The 19,262-nt window shown below is 71.4% G+C and carries 14 protein-coding genes; 11 read left to right on the forward strand and 3 right to left on the reverse strand.

The features are described 5' to 3' along the window. Window positions 1-24: 24 nt before the first annotated feature. From LUM46_RS10725 to LUM46_RS10735, 3 genes are all read left to right on the forward strand, one after another. Window positions 25-1,341 carry an ABC transporter substrate-binding protein gene (locus tag LUM46_RS10725; RefSeq protein ID WP_274993865.1) on the forward strand — a complete coding sequence of 439 codons (1,317 nt, stop codon included), beginning with the start codon at window positions 25-27 and terminating at the stop codon, window positions 1,339-1,341. 11 nt (window positions 1,342-1,352) lie between these two features. Next, on the forward strand, window positions 1,353-2,519 hold the full coding sequence (locus tag LUM46_RS10730) for a Gfo/Idh/MocA family protein (protein ID WP_274993866.1): 1,167 nt from the start codon (window positions 1,353-1,355) through the stop codon (window positions 2,517-2,519). Between the two features lie 82 nt (window positions 2,520-2,601). Next, entirely contained in the window at window positions 2,602-3,675 is a 1,074-nt protein-coding gene (locus tag LUM46_RS10735) for a Gfo/Idh/MocA family protein (protein WP_274993867.1), read from the forward strand. Window positions 3,676-3,723: 48 nt separating this feature from the next. Here the strand turns inward: LUM46_RS10735 and LUM46_RS10740 are convergent, their stop codons facing one another. Continuing rightward, the gene (locus tag LUM46_RS10740; protein ID WP_274993869.1) at window positions 3,724-4,893 is read right to left on the reverse strand and encodes a hypothetical protein; all 1,170 of its coding nucleotides are present in this window, start codon (window positions 4,891-4,893) and stop codon (window positions 3,724-3,726) included. A 152-nt stretch (window positions 4,894-5,045) separates the two neighbouring features. Here LUM46_RS10740 and LUM46_RS10745 point away from each other — a divergent pair, with 152 nt between their 5' ends. From LUM46_RS10745 to LUM46_RS10755, 3 genes are all read left to right on the forward strand, one after another. Beyond that, window positions 5,046-5,864, forward strand: coding sequence for an ABC transporter ATP-binding protein (locus LUM46_RS10745; RefSeq protein WP_274993870.1), 819 nt, complete (start codon window positions 5,046-5,048; stop codon window positions 5,862-5,864). Window positions 5,865-5,984: 120 nt separating this feature from the next. Next, window positions 5,985-7,010 carry an iron-siderophore ABC transporter substrate-binding protein gene (locus LUM46_RS10750; protein WP_274993872.1) on the forward strand — a complete coding sequence of 342 codons (1,026 nt, stop codon included), beginning with the start codon at window positions 5,985-5,987 and terminating at the stop codon, window positions 7,008-7,010. A gap of 4 nt (window positions 7,011-7,014) precedes the next feature. Continuing rightward, window positions 7,015-9,153 carry an iron ABC transporter permease gene (locus LUM46_RS10755; protein WP_274993873.1) on the forward strand — a complete coding sequence of 713 codons (2,139 nt, stop codon included), beginning with the start codon at window positions 7,015-7,017 and terminating at the stop codon, window positions 9,151-9,153. Between the two features lie 7 nt (window positions 9,154-9,160). On the opposite strand, the gene LUM46_RS10760 is transcribed toward LUM46_RS10755, so the two are convergent. Further along, the gene (locus LUM46_RS10760) at window positions 9,161-10,216 is read right to left on the reverse strand and encodes a hypothetical protein (protein WP_274993874.1); all 1,056 of its coding nucleotides are present in this window, start codon (window positions 10,214-10,216) and stop codon (window positions 9,161-9,163) included. 105 nt (window positions 10,217-10,321) lie between these two features. On the opposite strand from LUM46_RS10760, the gene LUM46_RS10765 reads away from it, so the two are divergent. Beyond that, window positions 10,322-10,909 carry a dihydrofolate reductase family protein gene (locus LUM46_RS10765; protein ID WP_274993875.1) on the forward strand — a complete coding sequence of 196 codons (588 nt, stop codon included), beginning with the start codon at window positions 10,322-10,324 and terminating at the stop codon, window positions 10,907-10,909. A 320-nt stretch (window positions 10,910-11,229) separates the two neighbouring features. Here LUM46_RS10765 and LUM46_RS10770 read toward each other — a convergent pair whose 3' ends face one another. Then, a complete protein-coding gene (locus LUM46_RS10770; RefSeq protein ID WP_274993876.1) occupies window positions 11,230-13,056 on the reverse strand; it encodes an HNH endonuclease signature motif containing protein in 1,827 nt (608 codons plus the stop codon). A 458-nt stretch (window positions 13,057-13,514) separates the two neighbouring features. Between LUM46_RS10770 and LUM46_RS10775 the strand changes: the two genes are divergently transcribed. The 4 genes from LUM46_RS10775 to LUM46_RS10790 all read left to right on the forward strand — a co-directional run bounded on the left by LUM46_RS10775 (window position 13,515) and on the right by LUM46_RS10790 (window position 19,170). Further along, window positions 13,515-14,099, forward strand: coding sequence for a glyoxalase superfamily protein (locus tag LUM46_RS10775; RefSeq protein WP_274993877.1), 585 nt, complete (start codon window positions 13,515-13,517; stop codon window positions 14,097-14,099). 84 nt (window positions 14,100-14,183) lie between these two features. Beyond that, the gene (locus LUM46_RS10780; protein WP_274993878.1) at window positions 14,184-14,939 is read left to right on the forward strand and encodes a dihydrofolate reductase family protein; all 756 of its coding nucleotides are present in this window, start codon (window positions 14,184-14,186) and stop codon (window positions 14,937-14,939) included. Window positions 14,940-15,144: 205 nt separating this feature from the next. After that, a complete protein-coding gene (locus LUM46_RS10785; RefSeq protein WP_274993879.1) occupies window positions 15,145-18,558 on the forward strand; it encodes a CARDB domain-containing protein in 3,414 nt (1,137 codons plus the stop codon). Between the two features lie 171 nt (window positions 18,559-18,729). After that, window positions 18,730-19,170, forward strand: a complete 441-nt coding sequence (locus LUM46_RS10790) for a DUF4383 domain-containing protein (RefSeq protein WP_274993881.1) — start codon at window positions 18,730-18,732, stop codon at window positions 19,168-19,170. The last annotated feature ends 92 nt before the right edge of the window (window positions 19,171-19,262 follow it).

The following is a 19,262-nucleotide window of genomic DNA, read 5'->3' on the forward strand; positions in this document are numbered from 1 at the left end:
CCTCGGACAAGAAGGAAACCAGCCATGAAGCGCATCCGTCGTACCGCCGCCGGCACCGTCGCCAGCACTGTCGCGGTGGCCGTGACCCTGACGCTCGCCGCCTGCGGCGTCGCCCAGCCCCAGGCCTCGACCGAGCTCGCCGACGAGCCCGTCACCCTGCGTGTCACGTGGTGGGGCGGAGACACCCGTCATGCCCGCACCCAGGAGGTGTTCGACCTGTTCGAGGAGGAGCACCCCAACATCACCATCGAGCCGGAGTTCTCCGACTGGAGCGGCTACTGGGAGAAGCTCGCCACCGCCACGGCGGGCGGCAACGCGCCCGACGTCATCCAGATGGACCAGGTCTACCTCGCTTCCTACGCCTCGCGCGGCAGCCTCGTCGACCTCAGCACCATGCCGCAGCTCGACACGTCCGGCCTCGAGCCGTCCGTGCTGGAGATGGGCAAGTGGAAGGACGCCCTCTACGCGATGCCGGTCTCGACCACCTCGACCGGCCTGCTGGTGAACACGGACCTCGTCGAGGAGATCGGTGTCTCCCTGCCCGACACCTCGACCTGGAGCTGGGACCAGTTCGAGGCGTGGGCCCAGCAGTTCTCCGAGAAGTCGCCGGACGGCACGTACGGTACGAGCGTCATCTACAACGAGTTCTCTCTGCAGCTGTTCGCCCGCCAGCAGGGCGACCAGCTGTTCTCCGAGGACGACATAGTGATCGAGCCCGAGACGCTGGCCGACTACTTCCAGCTCGCCCTCGACTGGACCAAGGACGGCGCCGCACCGTCGGCCTCCATCACCGCCGAGACGCTCACGCTGCCGCTCGACCAGGGTTTCTTCGCAACCGGCAAGACCGCGGCGATCTTCACGCCCTCGACCATGATCACCGCGTACTCGGCGGCCATGGGCGGTGCCGAGCTGGAGCTCGTGCCGCTGCCGACCCCCGACGAGGACACCACGAAGTACGACTACTACAAGCCTGGGATGTACTGGTCCGTGTCGGCCAAATCGGAGCACCCCGCAGAGGCGGCGCTGCTCGTGGACTTCATGGTCAACGACGCCGAGGCGGCCAAGATCATCGGGACCGAGCGCGGCATCCCGGCCAACGCCGCGACCCTTGAGGCGCTCGGTGACGACCTCACGCCCGAGGAGCGCAAGGCCGCCGACTTCGCCGAGCAGCGCGCTTCCCATCTGGGCGAGGCACCGGCGATCGTGCCGAACGGCGCCTCCGACATCGAGACGATCCTGTCCCGCTACCTCCAGGACGTCATGTTCGAACGACAGACACCCGAGGACGCGGCGAACGCATTGATCGCCGAGGTCCGCAGCTCCACCAACGCCGCCAACTGACCGGAGGAACAGTGCTCAAGATCGGGATCATCGGGACCGGCGGGATCGCCCGTGCACACATCGACGGGTACCAACGCTTCCCCGCCGAGTGCGAGATCGTCGCGCTCTGCGACATCACGCCGGGCAAGGCCGCGGCCGTCGGCGCGGAGCTCGGCCTCGCCGGCGCGCGGGCGTACGACAGCGCCGAGGACCTGCTCGCGGCCGAGAGGCTGGACCTTGTCAGCATCGCGACACCGCCGTCCAGCCACGCCGAGCTCACCATCGCCGCGCTGCGGGCCGGCGTCGACGTGCTCGTCGAGAAGCCCATGGCGCCGTCGCTCGAGGAGTGCGACGCGATGCTCGCGGCCGCCGCCGAGAACGGCCAGCTCCTGTCCGTCGTGGCGCAGAACCGCTTCCGCGACGACATGGCCACGCTCAAGGAGGTGCTCGACTCCGGCCTGACCGGGCCGGTCTCCCACGCGCAGGTCTCCTCTGCCTGGTGGCGCGGCACCGCCTACTACGACCTGTGGTGGCGCGGCACCTGGGAGAAGGAGGGCGGCGGGTGCACCCTCAACCACGCCATCCATCACCTCGACCTCACCTCGTGGATGTTCGGTGCGCCGAGCGCCGTCACCGCGGTGCTGAGCAACGCCGCGCACGAGAACTCGGAGGTCGAGGACCTCTCGGTGGCAGTGCTGCAGTACGACCGGGCGCTGGTCGAGGTGACCAGCTCGGTGGTGCACCACGGGGAGGAGCAGGCGATCGTCGTGCAGGGCCGCCACGCCCGCGTGTCCCAGCCGTGGAAGGTCGTCTCCGACGCGGCTCAGGAGAACGGGTTCCCGGCTCCCGGTGGCGACCCCGGTCGCGTCGCCGAGATCGAGGCGCTCGCGGCGTCGCACACCCCGTTGGAGCACGAGGGCCACCCCGGGCAGATCGGCGACATGCTCGGGGCGGTGCGCGACCGGCGTCGCCCGGCCGTGGACGGCGCGGACGGACGCCGGGCGATCGAGCTCGTCACCGCGATCTACGCGGCGGGGATCGAACGACGTACCGTCGACCTGCCGCTGGCGCCGGACGACCCGTACTATCGCGCGGGCACGCTCCTGGAGCGCGCCCCGCACTTCTTCGAGAAGGCGGAGTCGAGGACCGACCTGCCCGGCGAGATCACCGTGGGCAGCAGCGCGGCCGCCGGCCGCTGACTCGACCTGGGTACGTCTCGAGCGGACGTCCCGACAGACTGCCACCAGAGATACGCCACCAGAGAACAGGACCAGAGACGTCATGACGACGACCAGCGGCGCCGCCTACGCGCCTGAACCGATCCCCGATGCCGTGGTGAGCGCCGGCGACTTCCCCATCGCGGCGGTGCGCCTGGACCACGGGCACATCTACGGCATGTGTGAAGGACTGATCAGCGCCGGAGCGACGCTCAAGTGGGTGTACGACCCGGACCCGGCGAAGGTCGCGGCGTTCCGCGACAGGTTCCCGGACGTGCGGGTCGCGCGGAGCGAGGACGAGGTCCTGGACGACGACGAGGTCCGCCTCGTCGCCGGAGCGGCGGTCACCTCGGAGCGCTGTGCGCTCGGTCTGCGGGCCCTCGAGGCGGGCAAGGACTACTTCACGGACAAGGCTCCGCTGACCACCCTCGACCAGCTCACGGCGGCGCGGGAGGCTACCGCCCGGACGGGGCGCAAGTACGCCGTCTACTACTCCGAGCGGATCCACGTCGAGGCGGCGGTCCTGGCCGGCCAGCTCATCGACCAGGGCGCGATCGGCCGGGTGCTGCAGGTCATGGGCCTCGGGCCGCACCGTCTGGGCACCGGGCGCCCGGACTGGTTCTTCGAGAAGGAGAAGTACGGCGGGATCCTCTGTGACATCGGCAGCCACAACTTCGAGCAGATGCTGTACTTCGCCGGCGCCAAGGACGCCGAGGTCGGCTACTCGGCGATCGCGAACTACCACCACCCCGAGCACCCGGGGCTCGACGACTTCGGCGAGGCGACGATCGTCATGGACAACGGCGCCAGCGGCTACTGCCGGGTCGACTGGTTCACCCCCGACGGCCTGAGCACGTGGGGCGACGGGCGCACGTTCGTGCTCGGCACCGACGGCTACATCGAGCTGCGCAAGTACGCCAACGTCGGCACGGACGAGGGCCCCGGCCACGTGTTCCTCGTCGACGGCAAGGGCGAGCACCACCTCGTCGCGGACGGGAACGTGGGCTTCCCCTTCTTCGGCCAGCTCATCCTCGACTGCCTCGAGCGCACGGAGACCGCGATGACGCAGGAGCACGCGTTCAAGGCGGCAGAGCTCAGCGTCCTGGCGCAGCAGGGGGCGCGGGTCCTCACGGCGTGAGCCTCTGCCTGGCCGCCCGGTTCGCCGGGCGGGCAGGCACGGGCAGGGCTACCAGTCGCGGGTCGCGTCGACGCCGTCGAGCAGCGCCTGCCGCTCGGCGGTGGCGTCGAGTCCCCGTTCGGCGGCCGCGGCGACGAGCACCCCGACGAGGGCGTCGTACAGCTCCTCGCGCTCCTCGGTCATGATGAGGTCCTCGCCCGCGGCCTCGTTGATGGCGTTGAAGGCCTCGCCGTACTCCGAGCCGATGCGCTCCAGGACCGCCGTCCGGTCGGCGGGGGAACCGTCCAGCGCGGCAAGGACCTGTCGGCGGGTGTTCCGGAGCTGCGCCACCGATCTCGTGTAGGCGCGCTTGCTGACGCCCGCGCGCCCGTCCCAGTCCCGTAGCGGGTTGTCGCGGTTCTTGGCGACCCAGCCCGGTCTGCGCGCGCCCGTCACGCTCAGGTACGTGCCGTTCGCGGCCTCCGGCCGCCAGACCCGGCGCATCGCCGCGGCGTACTCGTGCGGGATGTCGTGCAGGTCGACATGCTCCAGCTCTGGCGTGCCTGACGGGGTGATGTGATCGGCGGCGGTCATCCCGAAGTAGCCGGTGACCGAGAGCGTGCGCAGGCCGGCGAGCTGGTCGAGGGCTGAGGCACCGGTCATCTCGTCGAGCTCGCCGTAGAGCCGGAGCTCGGTCAGGTTCGGGAAGGTGGCGGCAAGGGCCGCGGCGTCGAGACGTTCGACACCGCTGACGGACAGGCGCCGGACGGTCGACGCGTCGACATCGGCCGGGATTTGGAGCTCGGGCCCCTCGATCGACACCTGAGCCGGATCGTCCTCCCAGTCCGTCCGGCCGCTCGCGGCGCGCCGTTCCCAGTGGAGCGCGTCGCCGACACCCCACCTCAGCCCGTAGCTCTGGGAGGAGCTGGCGACCAGCGGCGTAGCCGTACCGATCACCGTGCAGCCGCGCGGCAGCACCCAGGGGTAGTGGCAGTGGCTGCGCTGTCCGTTCCAGCTGCCGGCCTGTCGGGACAGCGGACGGAGGACGCCCAGGTCGGCGAGAGCCTCCGGCCGGTTCGGGCTGGACCAGTCGAGGTCGAGCACGTCTGCCAGCTCCTCGTCCGCATCCAGGCCGGTGACCTGCGCCGCGGCCCACTCACCGAGGTCGGCGTGCCAGGTCACGACGACGTCTCCCGGCGTGAGCGGGCGGGGTGGGGTCTTGGTGCGCAGGAGAGCCATGGCCGCAAACGTAGCCGTGGTCACTGACATCGGGCCCGCGCCCGGCACGGTCTGGGCCGGCACCTGGTAGAGCGGGATGCCCTTTCACCCGCACCTTCTCGCGTGCTGAGAGGGTGTCGAAGGTGTGCCAACGTAAGGTTAGGCTTACCTGCGTGACTCCAACTGCCCTCCGTGGTGACGATCTTGTGCTGGGCTACCAGCGCACCACCGTCGTGCACGGTGTCGCCGTGCACCTGACGCCCGGCATCGTGACGGCGCTCGTCGGCCCGAACGGGTCCGGCAAGTCCACGGTGCTGCGCTCGCTCGCCCGCCTGCACCCGGTGCAGCAGGGGACCGTCAGCCTGGGGCCCACGCCCGACGACGCCGTCGACGCCGCACCGCTGTCCGCTCGCGAGTTCGCGCGCCGCGTCACGCTGCTGGCCCAGTCCCGCCCGCACCCGGCGGGCCTCGAGGTGCGCGACGTCGTGGCGTTCGGCAGGCACCCGCACCGCCGCCGGTTCACGCCGCTGACCGACGCCGACCACACCGCCATCGACCGCGCGATGGACATCACCGGCGTGACCGCCATGGCCCGCCGGGGCGTCGACCAGCTCTCCGGCGGCGAGGTGCAGCGCGTCTGGCTGGCCACCTGCCTGGCGCAGGAAACCGGCGTCGTGCTGCTGGACGAGCCCACCAACCACCTCGACCTGCGCTACCAGGTCGAGACCCTCGACCTCGTGCGCGACCTGGCCGAGGAGCACGGCACCGCCGTCGGCATCGTGCTGCACGACCTGGACCACGCCGCGTCCGTCGCGGACTCCGTCGTCCTGCTGCACGGCGGCCGCGTGCTCGCCGCAGGGGCACCTGCCCAGGTGCTCACGGCGGAGCACCTGTCGCTCGCCTACGGCCTGCCGATCGACGTCACCACCGACCCCGGCACCGGACGGGTCCGCGTGCACCCGCGCGGTCGCCACCACGGCCGGACGCGCTGACCTGGAGAGCCCGCACCGACGCCGTCGGCGCCCGCCGCGCCGGCACCTTTCAGACGTACCCGGCAGAACCTCGTCACGTGTCACGAAACTCGACGTGTCACGAAGATCAAGGAGAGACCCATGTCCCTGCGCACAACCGCGTCCCTGGTGGGCGCCGCACTGCTCCTCCCGCTGACCCTGGCGGCCTGCGGCACCACCGACCCCGGAGCTGCCGCGTCGTCGGCCCCGGACGCGGCCGCCTCGGGCGACTGCGCCGACGTCACCACCGAGACCGGGCCGGTCTCGCTGACCGACTCGTTCGGCCGCACCGTCGAGCTCGACGAGCCCGCCGAGCGTGTGGCGGTGCTCGAGTGGCAGCAGACCGAGGACCTCCTCAGCCTGTGCGTGAACCCGGTGGCCGTCGCCGACGTCGAGGGTTATCGCACCTGGGACAGCGCCGAGGAGCTGCCGGACGGCGTGACCGACGTCGGTACGCGCGGCGAGCCGAACCTCGACGCCCTGTACGCCACCGAGCCGGACCTCGTCGTCATCGAGGCCTACACGCCCGACGACGAGATCATCGCCAAGCTCGAGGCCTACGACGTGCCGGTACTGGCCACCAAGGGCGCCGACGCGGCGGACCCGATCGCGAACATGCTCACCACGTTCGACCTCGTCGCGCAGGCCACCGGCCGCACCGAGCGGGCCGCGGCCGTCACCGAGGAGTTCGAGCAGCACCTGGCCGACGCCGAGGCGGCGATCAGCGAGGCCGCGCCCGAGCACACCGACTTCGTGTACTTCGACGGCTGGATCGACGGCGGCAACGTCACCCTGCGCCCCTTCGGCCAGGGCTCCCTGATCGGTGAGCTGGGCGAGGAGATCGGTCTGACCAACGCCTGGACCGGCGAGGTCGACCCGGCCTACGGCCTGGGCCAGTCCGACATCGAGGGCATGACGGCGGTCGGCGACGCGACCCTCCTGTACACCGGCACCCCGGACCCCGACGGCGACTGGACCACCGAGCTGGACAAGAACGACGTCTGGGCGAGCCTGCCCGCCGTCACCGAGGACCGGTCGCACGCGTTCCCGGAGCGCATCTGGACGTTCGGCGGCCCGCGGTCCGCGCAGCAGGTCGTCGACGCCTACGTCGACGTCTTCACGAAGTGACGCGATGACGGTCATCCAGTCGTCGTCCACGACGGACAGCTCGCCGCAGGCGCCGGCGTCGCGCCCCGCCGCCTGGGCGTCGGGCGCCGTCACCCTGGTGGTGCTCGCGCTGGCCGTGCTCCTCGTCGGCGCCTGGCACCTGACGCAGGGCACGTCCGGCGTCGGTGTGGGCGACCTGCTGCGCCTGGCTGGCGGGCAGCTCGGTGGGCAGAGCGCTGACGACGCCGGGGCGGTCCGCGACATCCTCGTCGGCTCCCGGTTGCCGCGCCTCGCGGCCGGCGTGGCCGTCGGGTTCGCCCTGGGCGTGGCCGGCGCGCTGTTCCAGTCGATCGCCCGCAACGCGCTGGCCTCGCCGGACACGCTGGCGGTGACCGCCGGCTCCTACCTGGCGGTCGTCGTCGTGGCCGCCTTCGGGCTGGCCGTACCGCTGTGGGCCTCGGGCGCCGTGGCCTTCGCCGGCGGCATCGCCGCCGCCGGGCTCGTGCTCGGGCTGGCCGGAGGTGGCGGGTCGTCCACCACGCGCCTGGTGCTCGCCGGGTCCGCCGTCGCACTGGCGCTGCAGGCCGCGGCGTCCGCGCTGCTCATCCTGTTCCAGGCCGAGACCACCGGGCTGTTCGCCTGGGGGAGCGGCTCGCTGAGCCAGCTCAACCTGACGGCGTTCTGGCGCGCGCTGCCCGTCGTCCTCCTCGCCACCGCGGCCGGCCTGCTGCTCTCCCGGCGCCTCGACGTGCTCGGCCTCGGCGACGACACGGCCGGCGCGCTGGGCGTCCCCGTGCGCTCGACCCGCGCCGTCGGCGTGCTGCTCGCCGTGCTGCTGACGGCCACGGCCGTGACCCTCGCGGGGCCGATCGGCTTCGTCGGCCTCGCCGCGCCCGTCGTCGCGAGGCTGCTCGCCCGGGTGGTCCCCGCGCTGCACCGGCACACGATCCTGCTGCCGGCCGCGGGCCTGCTCGGTGCCTTCGTCGTCGTGCTGGCCGACGCCGTCGTCCGCGCCCTGCTGGGTGCCGAGGAGGCGCTCGCCGTACCCACCGGCGTCGCGACGACGCTCGCCGGCGCCCTCATCATGGTCCTGCTCGCGCGGCGCCTGCGCGACGCCGGGCCGTCCCGGACCCCGCCGGCCGCCACCACCGGGCCCCGCAGCGCCCGCCGGTTCGCCGTCGTGCTGAGCATCTGCGTCGCCCTCGCGGTCGGCGTCGCGCTGCTCGGCCTGCTCGCCGGGTCCACCTGGCTCCGCACCGGAGACATCGCGCTGTGGCTGCAGGACGAGGGCCCGGCTGTGGTCCGGTTCGCCCTCGACGAGCGCGCGCCGCGCGTGCTGGCCGCGATCGTCGCCGGGGCGGCACTCGCCCTCGCCGGGACGATGGTGCAGGCCACGGCCCGCAACCCGCTGGCCGAGCCCGGCATCCTCGGGATCACCGGTGGCGCAGGCCTGGGCGCCGTCGTCGTGGTGACCGCCGTGGCCGGGACCGCCTGGGGCAACGGGATCGCGGCGAGCACCGGCGCCATGCTCGTGGCCGCCGTCATCGGGGGCCTCGTCGCCTTCGGGATCGTCTACCTGCTCGCCTGGCGGGGCGGGCTCCACGCCGACCGGCTCGTGCTCATCGGTATCGGCCTGGGGTACCTGACCACCGCGCTGACCACCTTCCTGCTGCTGAACTCCGACCCGTGGAACACGCCGCGCATCTACACCTGGCTGTCGGGCACCACCTACGGGCGTGACTTCTCCCAGGTCCTGCCCGTCGTGATCGTGCTGGCACTCGCGGTCCCCCTCGCCGTGGTGGTGCGGCGCGAGCTGGACCTGCTCGCGCTCGATGACGACACGCCGCGCCTGGTGGGCGTCCGCCTGGAGCGCAGCAGGCTGCTCGTGCTCGCGGTGGCGGCGGTGCTGGCCGCGACGAGCGTGACGGCCGTCGGCGTCGTGGGGTTCGTGGGTCTGGTCGCTCCGCACGCGGCGCGGGCTCTGGTGGGCGGCCGGCATGCGCGGGTGCTGCCGGTGGCGATGCTCCTCGGTGCGGTGCTGCTCGGCCTGGCGGACACCCTGGGACGGACGGTCATCGCACCGGCCCAGCTCCCGGCCGGGCTGGCGGTCGCCCTGCTCGGGGCGCCCTACTTCGTGTGGCTGCTGGCGCGTTCGCGGGCCTGAGCGGCGGTCAGCTCCGCCGGGCCTTCGCCATCCGCTCCTCGCGGAGTGCCACTTCGAGCGCTGCGAAGGCCAGCACGTCCAGGATCAGGCCGAACGCCGCCGTCCACTGCACCGCGCGGAACACGAGCAGCTGCGTGAACAGCAGGCTGACGAGCACCGCGCGGCGCATCCAGACGGCGCCGCGCAGATGATTGCGGCGCCCGACCGTGATGCCGACGGCCAGCAACACGACGGACGCGGTGACAGCCGCGAGGATCGCGACACCGGTCCACTGGGGCAGCCCGGGTACCAGCCCGCGCAGCACGCGGATGCCTACCAGCGCCTCGGCCGCGCCCACGGCCAGGAGCACGCAGATCAGCAGCCACGCGGCCCAGACCCGGTCCACCAGCGCGTCCAGCCACCGCACGACGCGGTCGACGCCGCCCCGGACCGGGTCGGGCACATCGGTGTCGTCGTCGGGCACTGCCTCGACCAGCTCGGCGACCAGGTCTGCGCCGGGCTGGCCCGAGCCCTTGGCGGCGAGCTCGCGTGCCTCCGCACGGGCGGTCGGCGTGAACCCGCCGGCCAGCCCGGCGGTGAGCCGGTCCGCCGCCACGGCGAGGTACTCGGCAGGATGGTGCGCCCGGCGGCCGTGCAACCCTTCGACGATCAGGACGAGCACCACCGTGACGAAGTAGATGATCGCCGCGGTCGGCGCGTAGAAGTAGTCGTTGTCCGCGGTCACGAACTTGCCGACCTCGTCGATGAACAGCCCGAAGCCGACCCCGCCGAGCACCGCGCCGAGCGACCGCGGCACCGGGCCCACGTAGGACAGCAGCAGCATCATCGCCAGCGCCATGAGCAGCCCTCCCCACAGGACGTGCGCGAGGTGCAGCCCGCCGCCGCCGATCTGCGGGTAGTCCATGGCGGCCAGGTAGGCGCGGGTTCCGAGCACGGTCACCACGCTCGCCACGAGGAACGTCACCAGGTGCCGTACCGCGGCGGTGTCGCGCGGTGCCCCGAGCCGCAGCAGCTGGCCGCGGCCGGCGAGGCCGCCCGGTCCGGTCGTCAGCTCGTTCGTCACGCTGTCTCCCCTCGTACCGTCCGACGGCGATGAGATTCGCCGTGGTCCCCGGTCTGTATCGACGTACCGATCAGGCTTCCCGATCAGGCTTCCCAGGAGACCATCATGACCACTACCTACACGTTCGACGTGTTCTCGAGCCTCGACGGCTTCGGTGCCGCCGGCGGTGACTGGACGGGCTACTGGGGCAAGCAGGGCCCGGAGCTTCTCGAGCATCGTCTCGCCCTCTACTCGCGGGACCAGCGGATGGTCCTCGGCGCGAACACGTACCGGGCGTTCGCGCAGATGCTGGCCGAGGGCTCTGAGAGCTCCGAGGACTCCGACGTGCGCGACCCGTGGGTCACCCGGATGCGGAACCTGCCGACAACGGTGGTGTCGAGCACGCTGGAGAGCCCCCTCGACTGGCCGGACGCGACACTCGTGAGCGGCGACGCCGTCGACGTCGTCGCCCGGCTCAAGGAGGAGTCGGAGGTACCGTTGCGCTCGCACGGCAGCCTCTCGATGAACCGGGCGCTGATGGCCGCCGGTCTGGTCGACCGGGTCCAGGTGACCCTCTTCCCGGTGATCACCGGCAGGACCGGCCTGGAGCCGATCTTCCAGGGTGCCGCGGACTTCGACCTCGAGCTGATCGACCACCTGACGCTCGACGGCGACATCCAGGAGCTCGTCTACCAGCCGACACTGCATGGATGACGAACCCGTGCCGGCGGAGGCGGAACCGGTGACCACGAGGGGCACCGGCGGTGAGAAAGACAGCGTCTTCTGCTGTGCTGCGGGCCGGGGAGGGCGGACAGCCGTCGTGCCGGTGCCGGCTCCGGTGTCGGCGGCGCTCGCGGGCATCGCGGTGCCGTTGCCGTCGTCCTGGTGCGCTGCCGGCACTGGCACTGGCACTGGCACTGGTACTTGAGCGCTGGCGATGCGCGGCTTCACGGGCCTGGTGGTGATGATGACTGTGCTCCTGGCGGGTGCTCGTGAGGGAATCAGCGGTGCGAGGCGGCCTGACTGGTCCCAGGTCAGGCCGCCTCAGCGGACGGCGGCGGTGGGTCCGGTGATCGGGTGCCGCCCGTAGCGGAGAGGCTTCCGGCCGACTCGCCGGTTTCACTGGCTTTCCGGCGTTCGACTTCGATGGGTTCGGGCAGGGTGATGCGGTGTCCGCGGGCGTCGGTGAAGGCCCACCCGGTCTCGATCAGGGCGCCGGGCACGGTGGCGCTCGTGGTGGTGCCGGTGGTGCTGTCGGCTGTGGTGGTGCCCGTGGTGGTGGGTTTGCCCGTCCAGTGCATGGTGATGCCTCGGGTGTCGACGAGCTGGTGGTGGTACCAGCACAACAACGCACTGTTGGACACGGAGGTGTCCCCGCCGTGAGCCCAGTGAGTGATCGCGTGGTGCACCTCGCACCGTGATGGTGGTTGATCACACCCGGGGAAGACGCAGTGCCGGTCTCTGGCGATCACCGCTCGCCGCATCTGCCCGCTCACCGTCCTCTGCGCCCGGCCGACGTCCAGGACGGCGCCGTCGGGTCCGAACACGACCCGGGTGACCGCACTGTCGCAGGCCAGACGGCGCAGCAGTGCTCGTGGGGCGCGGTCACCGGTCTCGGTGAACACGGGGCCACCACCGGACAGCAGTCCGGACACCGTCAGGGCGCCCACTGGGCCTCTAGTTGCTGGGCCTGCGGCTGGCGGGTCTGCGTTCGTCGGAGCCAGACCCGTGCCCGTTGCACCTGCACCTGCATCTGTGCTTGTGCTCGGTGCTCCTGTGCCCTTCGTGCGGCCTGGTGCGGTTTGGCCGCAGGTCAGGCACAGGCCTTCGCGGGTGCGGGTGGCCTGGGCGACCAGCTCGGTCCAGGACACCGTGACATTCAGGTGGGGTGGGATCGCCGCCCCCGGAGAGGCCTGGTTGGTGTCCAACACCACCCGGGCCACATCTGCCAGACCCTGTGCGCGGCGTTGTGTCGACGTGCGGGTGTCTTCCGCTGAGGGGGCGCCGAGGATTGCGTTGATCGCCGCGGTGACCAGGAGGCTGTGTTCGTCGGTCAGGAAGCCTGCGAGGTGGTAGCCGCCGAAGGTTTTGGCCAGGTCGAGGAACTCGCCCAGGGCTGCTTTGTCGTCGTCGGTGTCGTCGGTGTCGGGGTCGGTGATCGTCGCGAACCGGCGTGCCACGATCCGGAACTGGTCCGCGTTCAACGAACCGGCCTCGCGCAGGACCAGGCCCTCACCCGTGACCAGCGTGCCCTCGGTGACCGCGTCCTCCAACACTCGCGTGATGAGCTGACGGGTGTGCTCACCGTCGGGGTCCTCGACCGGGTCGGGGAAGTCCACGGGCACGGTCTGCACGAACGCCTCCGGGGTGGTCCGCTCACCCGTGCGGGTGTCGATCAGCCAGGCCAACGCGTCGGTGCGGGTCTCGCTGGTGGGGGCGACCTTGGTCATCACACGGGCATGGTCCGCACCGAGGGTTCCCGCGACCAGGCCTTCCCGGGTCCCGGGCAGCGCGGTCGCGAGGCGGCGGGCCATCGTCATGTCCTTGCCCGCTGTCGTCGCCGAGATGCCTTCTCGGATCCGCAGCCAGGTGGTGAACGCGCGGGCCATCCCGCCTGAGCGCCAGGACCCGTCCGCTTCGATCCTCGACAGCAGGGTGTACCGGACTCCGTCGAGGCGGCCGATCATCCGGCGGATCCGGGTGTGTGCCTCCATCAGCCGGCCCACGGTCGGGGTGTCCCACCCGTCCAACACCTCCGGATCGGTCAGGACCGCGAGCTCGTCCATCACATTCTCGAACCGGGCCAGCGTCTCCTCGATCGACTCGGCACTGGGCAGGCCACCGGCTGGCACGCCGTTCATCGACTGATCCACCGGACCCCCACCCCCTTCGTCGCCTCTAGTTCTCACGTCCTCGCTGCATCTATTATCTCGAACGTCCGTACGCATCGCACGGCCAAAATGAAATCTGTGGATAACCCTTGAAGGTCTCGGTTGGCGTCGGTCGGCCGGCCCGGAGCACCGGCCGAGAGGCCGCCGCGGAGCCAGCCGAGACCCCGCGCGCCGCCGGCCGTCCGTCGAGGGCTGCGGTCATGGTCGAGTTCGGCGAATACGGCGGCTCACGGGCGCACACGTGAACCGTGCGCCGGCTTGCTAGCCTCTACCCCGGCACTCGATGAGCCCGCCGCCCGCGCCGAGACGATCGGTCTGGTGAATGCATCGACGAAGACGTCCGGTCAGGGTTCTCGTGCCTACCACGGTGCCACGGACGGCAGTGCGGGCACCGACCACGCTCACGGCACCGGGATAGCGATGTACTCGTGGACCTGACATCTCGCGACGCCAAGACGGCCGCCCGGACACTGCGCCGCACGCTCGCCGACACCGGCTTCACCATCAGTCACAGCCGCGCGCTGGAGATCGTCGCGGCTCAGCTCGGCTTTGCCGACTGGAACACCGCGTCCGCTCGACTGCCGGCGCAGCTGCCGCCGGGACGGATGCCGCCGGGGCGGTCCGGGCAGCCTCCCGGTCCGGGGTCGGCAGGCTTCGGCACCGCGGTCCCCGTGCTCCGTGTCCAGGACGAGGCGCGCGCACGAGAGTTCTACGTGGACTACCTCGGGTTCGACGTCGAGTGGGAGCACCGCTTCGAACCGGGCATGCCTCTGTACCTCCGGGCGCGCCGTGGCGAGGCGGTGCTGGACCTGTCCGAGCACCACGGCGACGGGACACCGGGCACGGTGGTCTGGGTCCCGGTGGCGAGCGCCGATGCGCTGCACGCGGAGCTGTCGGTTCGGCCGCACGCGCGTCTCCGGCCCGGAATCGACCGTGACGCTCCCGGCGGGCCGACGATCGAGGTGACCGACCCGTTCGGTAACGTCCTGCGCTTCTGCGAGCCCTCCGGCTGACCCGGCGCCGGCGGACCGTGTTGCTGGTCTGAGCGAGATGATCCTCTGAACGAGTAGTCGACGTCCAGAAGGGGAGTGACGGCCGTGGCCGAGCTCCGAGGTGCCGTCGTGGCCGACCGCGTCGTCCGCCCGCACGTGGTGGTGCACGTCGCGGTGTCGGTCGACGGCGCTACCACCGGCTTCGCGCCCGACGTCGGCCGGTTCTACGAGCTGGCCCGGACCTGGCACGAGGACGTCACCCTGGCCGGGGCGGACACGATCCTCGCGCAGGAAGAGGCACTGGCGGCGCAGCCGGGTCCCGGCCCGGCCGACGGCGGACCCCTGCTTGCCGTCGTCGACAGCCGGCGCCGCGTCCGGGCCTGGCGGGCACTGCGGGACGCCGGGCACTGGTCCGCGGTGGTGGCCCTCCGGTCCAGGGCAGGCGGGGCCGACGGCGGACCCCTGGCCGCCGAGACCAGTCCCACCCAGACCAGTCCCACCCAGACCAGTCCCGCCGAAACCAACCCCGGAGAAACCGTCCTCGCCGCCGCCCCGGACGATCCCGGCGCCGTCGACGAGCTGGTCGTGGGTGAGAACCGGGTCGACCTCGGGGCCGCGCTCGATGCGCTGGGGGAGCGCGGCGCGAAGGTGGTCCGCGTGGACAGCGGCGGGGCCCTGACCGGGGCGATGCTACGGGCCGGGCTCGTCGACGAGATCAGCCTGCTCGTCCATCCGTGCCTCGCCGAGGCCGCGGACGGGCACCTCTGGTTCGGCACGCACCAGCCGCCGGCGTCGGCCCTGCGTCTGATGGGTGCCGAGACCTTCGACGACGCGGTGGTCTGGCTGCGTTACCGCCGCTGACGGTCAGGGCATCGGCCTGCCCCGATACGGTCCGCCGGACTCTTGACTCCTCCTGCCCGCTTCTCGTAACGTCCGTACAGCACGCCGCAAGAAATTGACAGACAGCGAGCACAAAGCAGTGCGAGTTCTGCAACTTTCTACTCTCGCCGGGCAACGCTGCCCCGCGGCTGGACGAGCCCGCCCTGGCGGGAGAACGAGGACGTTCATGAGAATCCCCTGGAAGCACACGGTCGTGGCGGGTGCCGCGCTGGCGCTGGTCGCGCCGCTCGGCCTGGGCGCCGTCGCGTACGCCGCGGCGGAAGCCACCAACCTCGCGCTCGGCAAACCCATCGCCGCCTCGTCGGTGACGCAGACGTACGTCGCGGGCAACGCGAACGACGGGAACGCGAGCTCCTACTGGGAGGGAGCCGGCGGCCAGTACCCGGCCCACCTCACCGTCGACCTCGGCGCGGCGGCCGACGTCGAGCGGGTGGTGGTCACGGTGCCGCCGGCCTCCGTCTGGGCGCCGCGCACACAGACGTTCAGCGTGCTCGGCCGGTCCGACGGTGAGTCGTCGTTCCGGACGCTGAAGGCCTCGGCGGCCCACCGCTTCGACCCCGCGACCGGCAACAAGGTCGAGATCGCGCTCGGCTCGGAGGTCGGTTCGACGGTCGACGAGCTCCGTCTCGCCTTCAGCGCCAACACCGGAGCGGGCAACGGCCAGGTGTCCGAGCTGCAGGTGTGGGGCGTCCCGACCGGCGGCGGCGACCCGACAAACCCGCCCACCGACCCGCCGACCGACCCGACCGGCACCAACTACGCGAAGGACCGGCCGGCCGCGGCGTCGTCGACCGAGTGGTCGTACGTCGCGGCGAACGCCGTCGACGGGCAGACCGGCACGTACTGGGAGGGCGCGGGCGGGCAGTACCCGTCGACGCTCGACGTCTCCCTCGCGGCACCCACGCAGGTCAGCAGCCTGCGCGTGCGGGTGAACCCCGACGGCGCGTGGAGCCCGCGGACGCAGACGTTCTCCGTCTGGGGACGCTCCGGCACGGGCGCCTGGCAGGAGCTCAAGGCGTCCGCCGGGTACGCGTTCGCGCCCGGGAGCGGCAACCTCGTGAACGTCCCCGTGACCGGGACCGTCACCGACGTGCGCCTGCGCTTCACCGGCAACACCGGCGCGGGCAACGGCCAGGTCGCCGAGCTCGAGGTCTACGGCGCTCCGGCGCCCAACCCGAACCTCGTCGTCACAGCGGTCACCACATCCCCGGCGTCGCCCACGGCGACGACGCCCGTGAAGCTGACGGCGACCGTGAAGAACACCGGTGACAAGGCGTCGGCGGGCACCTCGCTCGACGCGAAGCTCGGCGGCACCACCGTGGGCTCGGCGGACGTCGGGGCACTGCAGCCCGGCGCGAGCGCCCCGGTGGAGGTCGCCGCGGGCACCCGTCCGGCCGGGGAGTACACCGTCGGCGCCGTCGTCGACCCGGCGAACACCGTCGCCGAGCAGGACGAGACGGACAACGCGTTCACGGCGGCGGCGAAGCTCGTGGTGCGCGAGGCGCCCGGGCCGGATCTCGAGGTCGTCTCCGTGTCCTCGAACCCGGCCAACCCCGCCGTCGGCTCGGCGGTGTCGTTCAGCGTCCAGGTCCGTAACCGGGGCACCGAGCCGGCCGCGGCCGGCTCGGTGACGCGCGTCGTGGCCGGTTCGAGCACCCTGAACGGCACGACGCCGGCAGTCCCCGCGGGCGGGACGGTCACCGTCACGCCGTCCGGCACCTGGACCGCGACCGACGGCGGCGCCACGGCGACCGCGACGGCCGACGCCACCGACGTCGTCGCCGAGACCAACGAGGACAACAACTCGAAGACGCTCACGGTCACCGTCGGCCGCGGTGCCGCCGTCCCGTACACGACCTACGAGGCGGAGGACGGCCGGTACACGGGCGCGCTCCTCGAGACCGACCCGCTGCGCACGTTCGGGCACACCAACTTCGCCACCGAGTCCTCGGGCCGCCGGTCCGTGCGGCTCACCAGCACCGGTCAGTACGTCGAGCTCACCTCCACGAACCCGACCAACTCCATCGTCGTGCGCAACTCGATCCCCGACGCCCCCGGCGGCGGAGGCCAGGACAAGACGATCAGCCTCTATGCGAACGGCGAGTTCGTGCAGAAGCTGACGCTGTCCTCCAAGCACTCGTGGCTGTACGGGAACACCGACCAGCCCGAGGGCCTGACCAACACCCCGGGCGGTGACGCCCGCCGCCTCTTCGACGAGTCGCACGCGCTGCTGAGCCGGTCGTTCCCCGCAGGCACCGTGTTCAAGCTCCAGCGCGACGCCGGCGACGACGCCGCGTTCTACGTCATCGACCTGGTGGAGCTCGAGCAGGTCGCACCGCCCGCGGCCAAGCCCGCGCGGTGCACCTCGATCACCGAGTACGGCGCGGTGCCGAACGACGGGCGCGAGGACACCGAGGCCATCCAGGCCGCCGTCACCGCCGACCAGAAGGGCGAGATCGAGTGCGTGTGGATCCCGGCGGGGCAGTGGCGCCAGGAGAAGAAGATCCTCACCGACGACCCGCTCGACCGCGGCATGCACAACCAGGTAGGGATCAGCGACGTCACCATCCGCGGCGCGGGCATGTGGCACTCGCAGCTCTACAGCCTCATCAAGCCGCACCTCGCGCCGGGCGTCATCAACCACCCGCACGAGGGCAACTTCGGGTTCGACATCGACGACAACGTCCAGATCTCCGACATCGCGATCTTCGGCTCGGGCGACATCCGTGGCAACAACGGGCAGGAGGAGGGCGGCGTCGGCCTCAACGGCCGGTTCGGCAAGGACACCAAGATCACCAACGTCTGGATCGAGCACGCGAACGTCGGCGTGTGGGTCGGGCGCGACTACACGAACATCCCCGAGCTCTGGGGACCCGGTGACGGCCTCGAGTTCTCCGGCGTGCGCATCCGCAACACCTACGCCGACGGCATCAACTTCAGCAACGGCACGCGCAACTCGACGGTCTTCAACTCCACGTTCCGCAACACCGGCGACGACGCGCTCGCTGTCTGGGCCAACCCCTACGTCAAGGACCGCAACGTCGACATCGGCCACGACAACGCGTTCCGCAACAACACCGTCCAGCTCCCGTGGCGCGCCAACGGGATCGCCATCTACGGCGGCTACGACAACTCCATCGAGAACAACCTGATCTCCGACACCATGAACTACCCCGGCATCATGCTCGCGACCGACCACGACCCCCTGCCGTTCTCCGGGACGACGCTCATCGCCAACAACGGCCTCTACCGCACCGGCGGGGCGTTCTGGAACGAGGACCAGGAGTTCGGGGCGATCACGATCTTCCCGCAGACGCACGACATCGTCGGCGTCACCATCCGTGACACCGACATCATCGACTCCACCTACGACGGCATCCAGTTCAAGAACGGCGGCGGCAACATGCCCGACGTCCGGATCACGAACGTGCGGATCGACAAGTCCAACAACGGGTCCGGCATCCTCGCGATGGGCGGCGCCCGCGGCAACGCCATCCTGTCGAACGTGACGGTCACCAACTCCCGTGACGGGGACATCGAGAAGGAGCCTGGTTCGCCGTTCGTGTTCACCGGGCAGTAGGCGGTAACGCGTCGTCCGGCGCTGGAGCAGAAGGCGTCCGGCACGGGAGCAGAAGGTTGGTGCCGCCGTCCGAGGGGACGGCGGCACCAACCCTTTTCGGTCCAATCCGGTCGCGCCTTGGCTCCGAACCCACTGCACGAGACCGTTGCACGACACGAATGGAGAACTGCCATGTCCCAGTCCACGCCTTCGACCCGAGCACCGCACCAGCTGATCGCCCTCACGATCGGCGTGGTGTACCTCCTGGTGGGGGCCGCCGGGTTCTTCGTGACCGGGTTCGACGGCTTCGCCGAGCACAACCACGACCAGACGCTGCTCGGCTTCGCCGTCAACCCCCTGCACAACATCGTGCACATCCTGATCGGGCTGCTCGGCCTCGCCATGTGGTCGGTGTCCGGCCGTGCCCGGACGTTCGGGTGGCTGCTCGTCGCCGGCTACGGCGCGACGTTCGTCTTCGGCCTGTTCGCCGTCAACAACCCGGACATCAACATCCTCAACATCAACGCCGCTGACAACGTGCTGCACATCGGCAGCGTCGTGATCGGCCTCGCCATCGCGCTGTGGCCGCAGCGCCAGGCCAGCACCGCCTCGCCCGAGCTGGAGCGGTTCTGACCGACGGAGTGCCGCTCCGGCACAGCCCTCGTGCGCGGGCTGTGCCGGCGGTGGCCGCTCCTGGCGCACCCGTCGCATGTTCCACAATGGGT

This window comes from Promicromonospora iranensis (assembly GCF_028994805.1).
Classification (GTDB): domain Bacteria; phylum Actinomycetota; class Actinomycetes; order Actinomycetales; family Cellulomonadaceae; genus Promicromonospora; species Promicromonospora iranensis.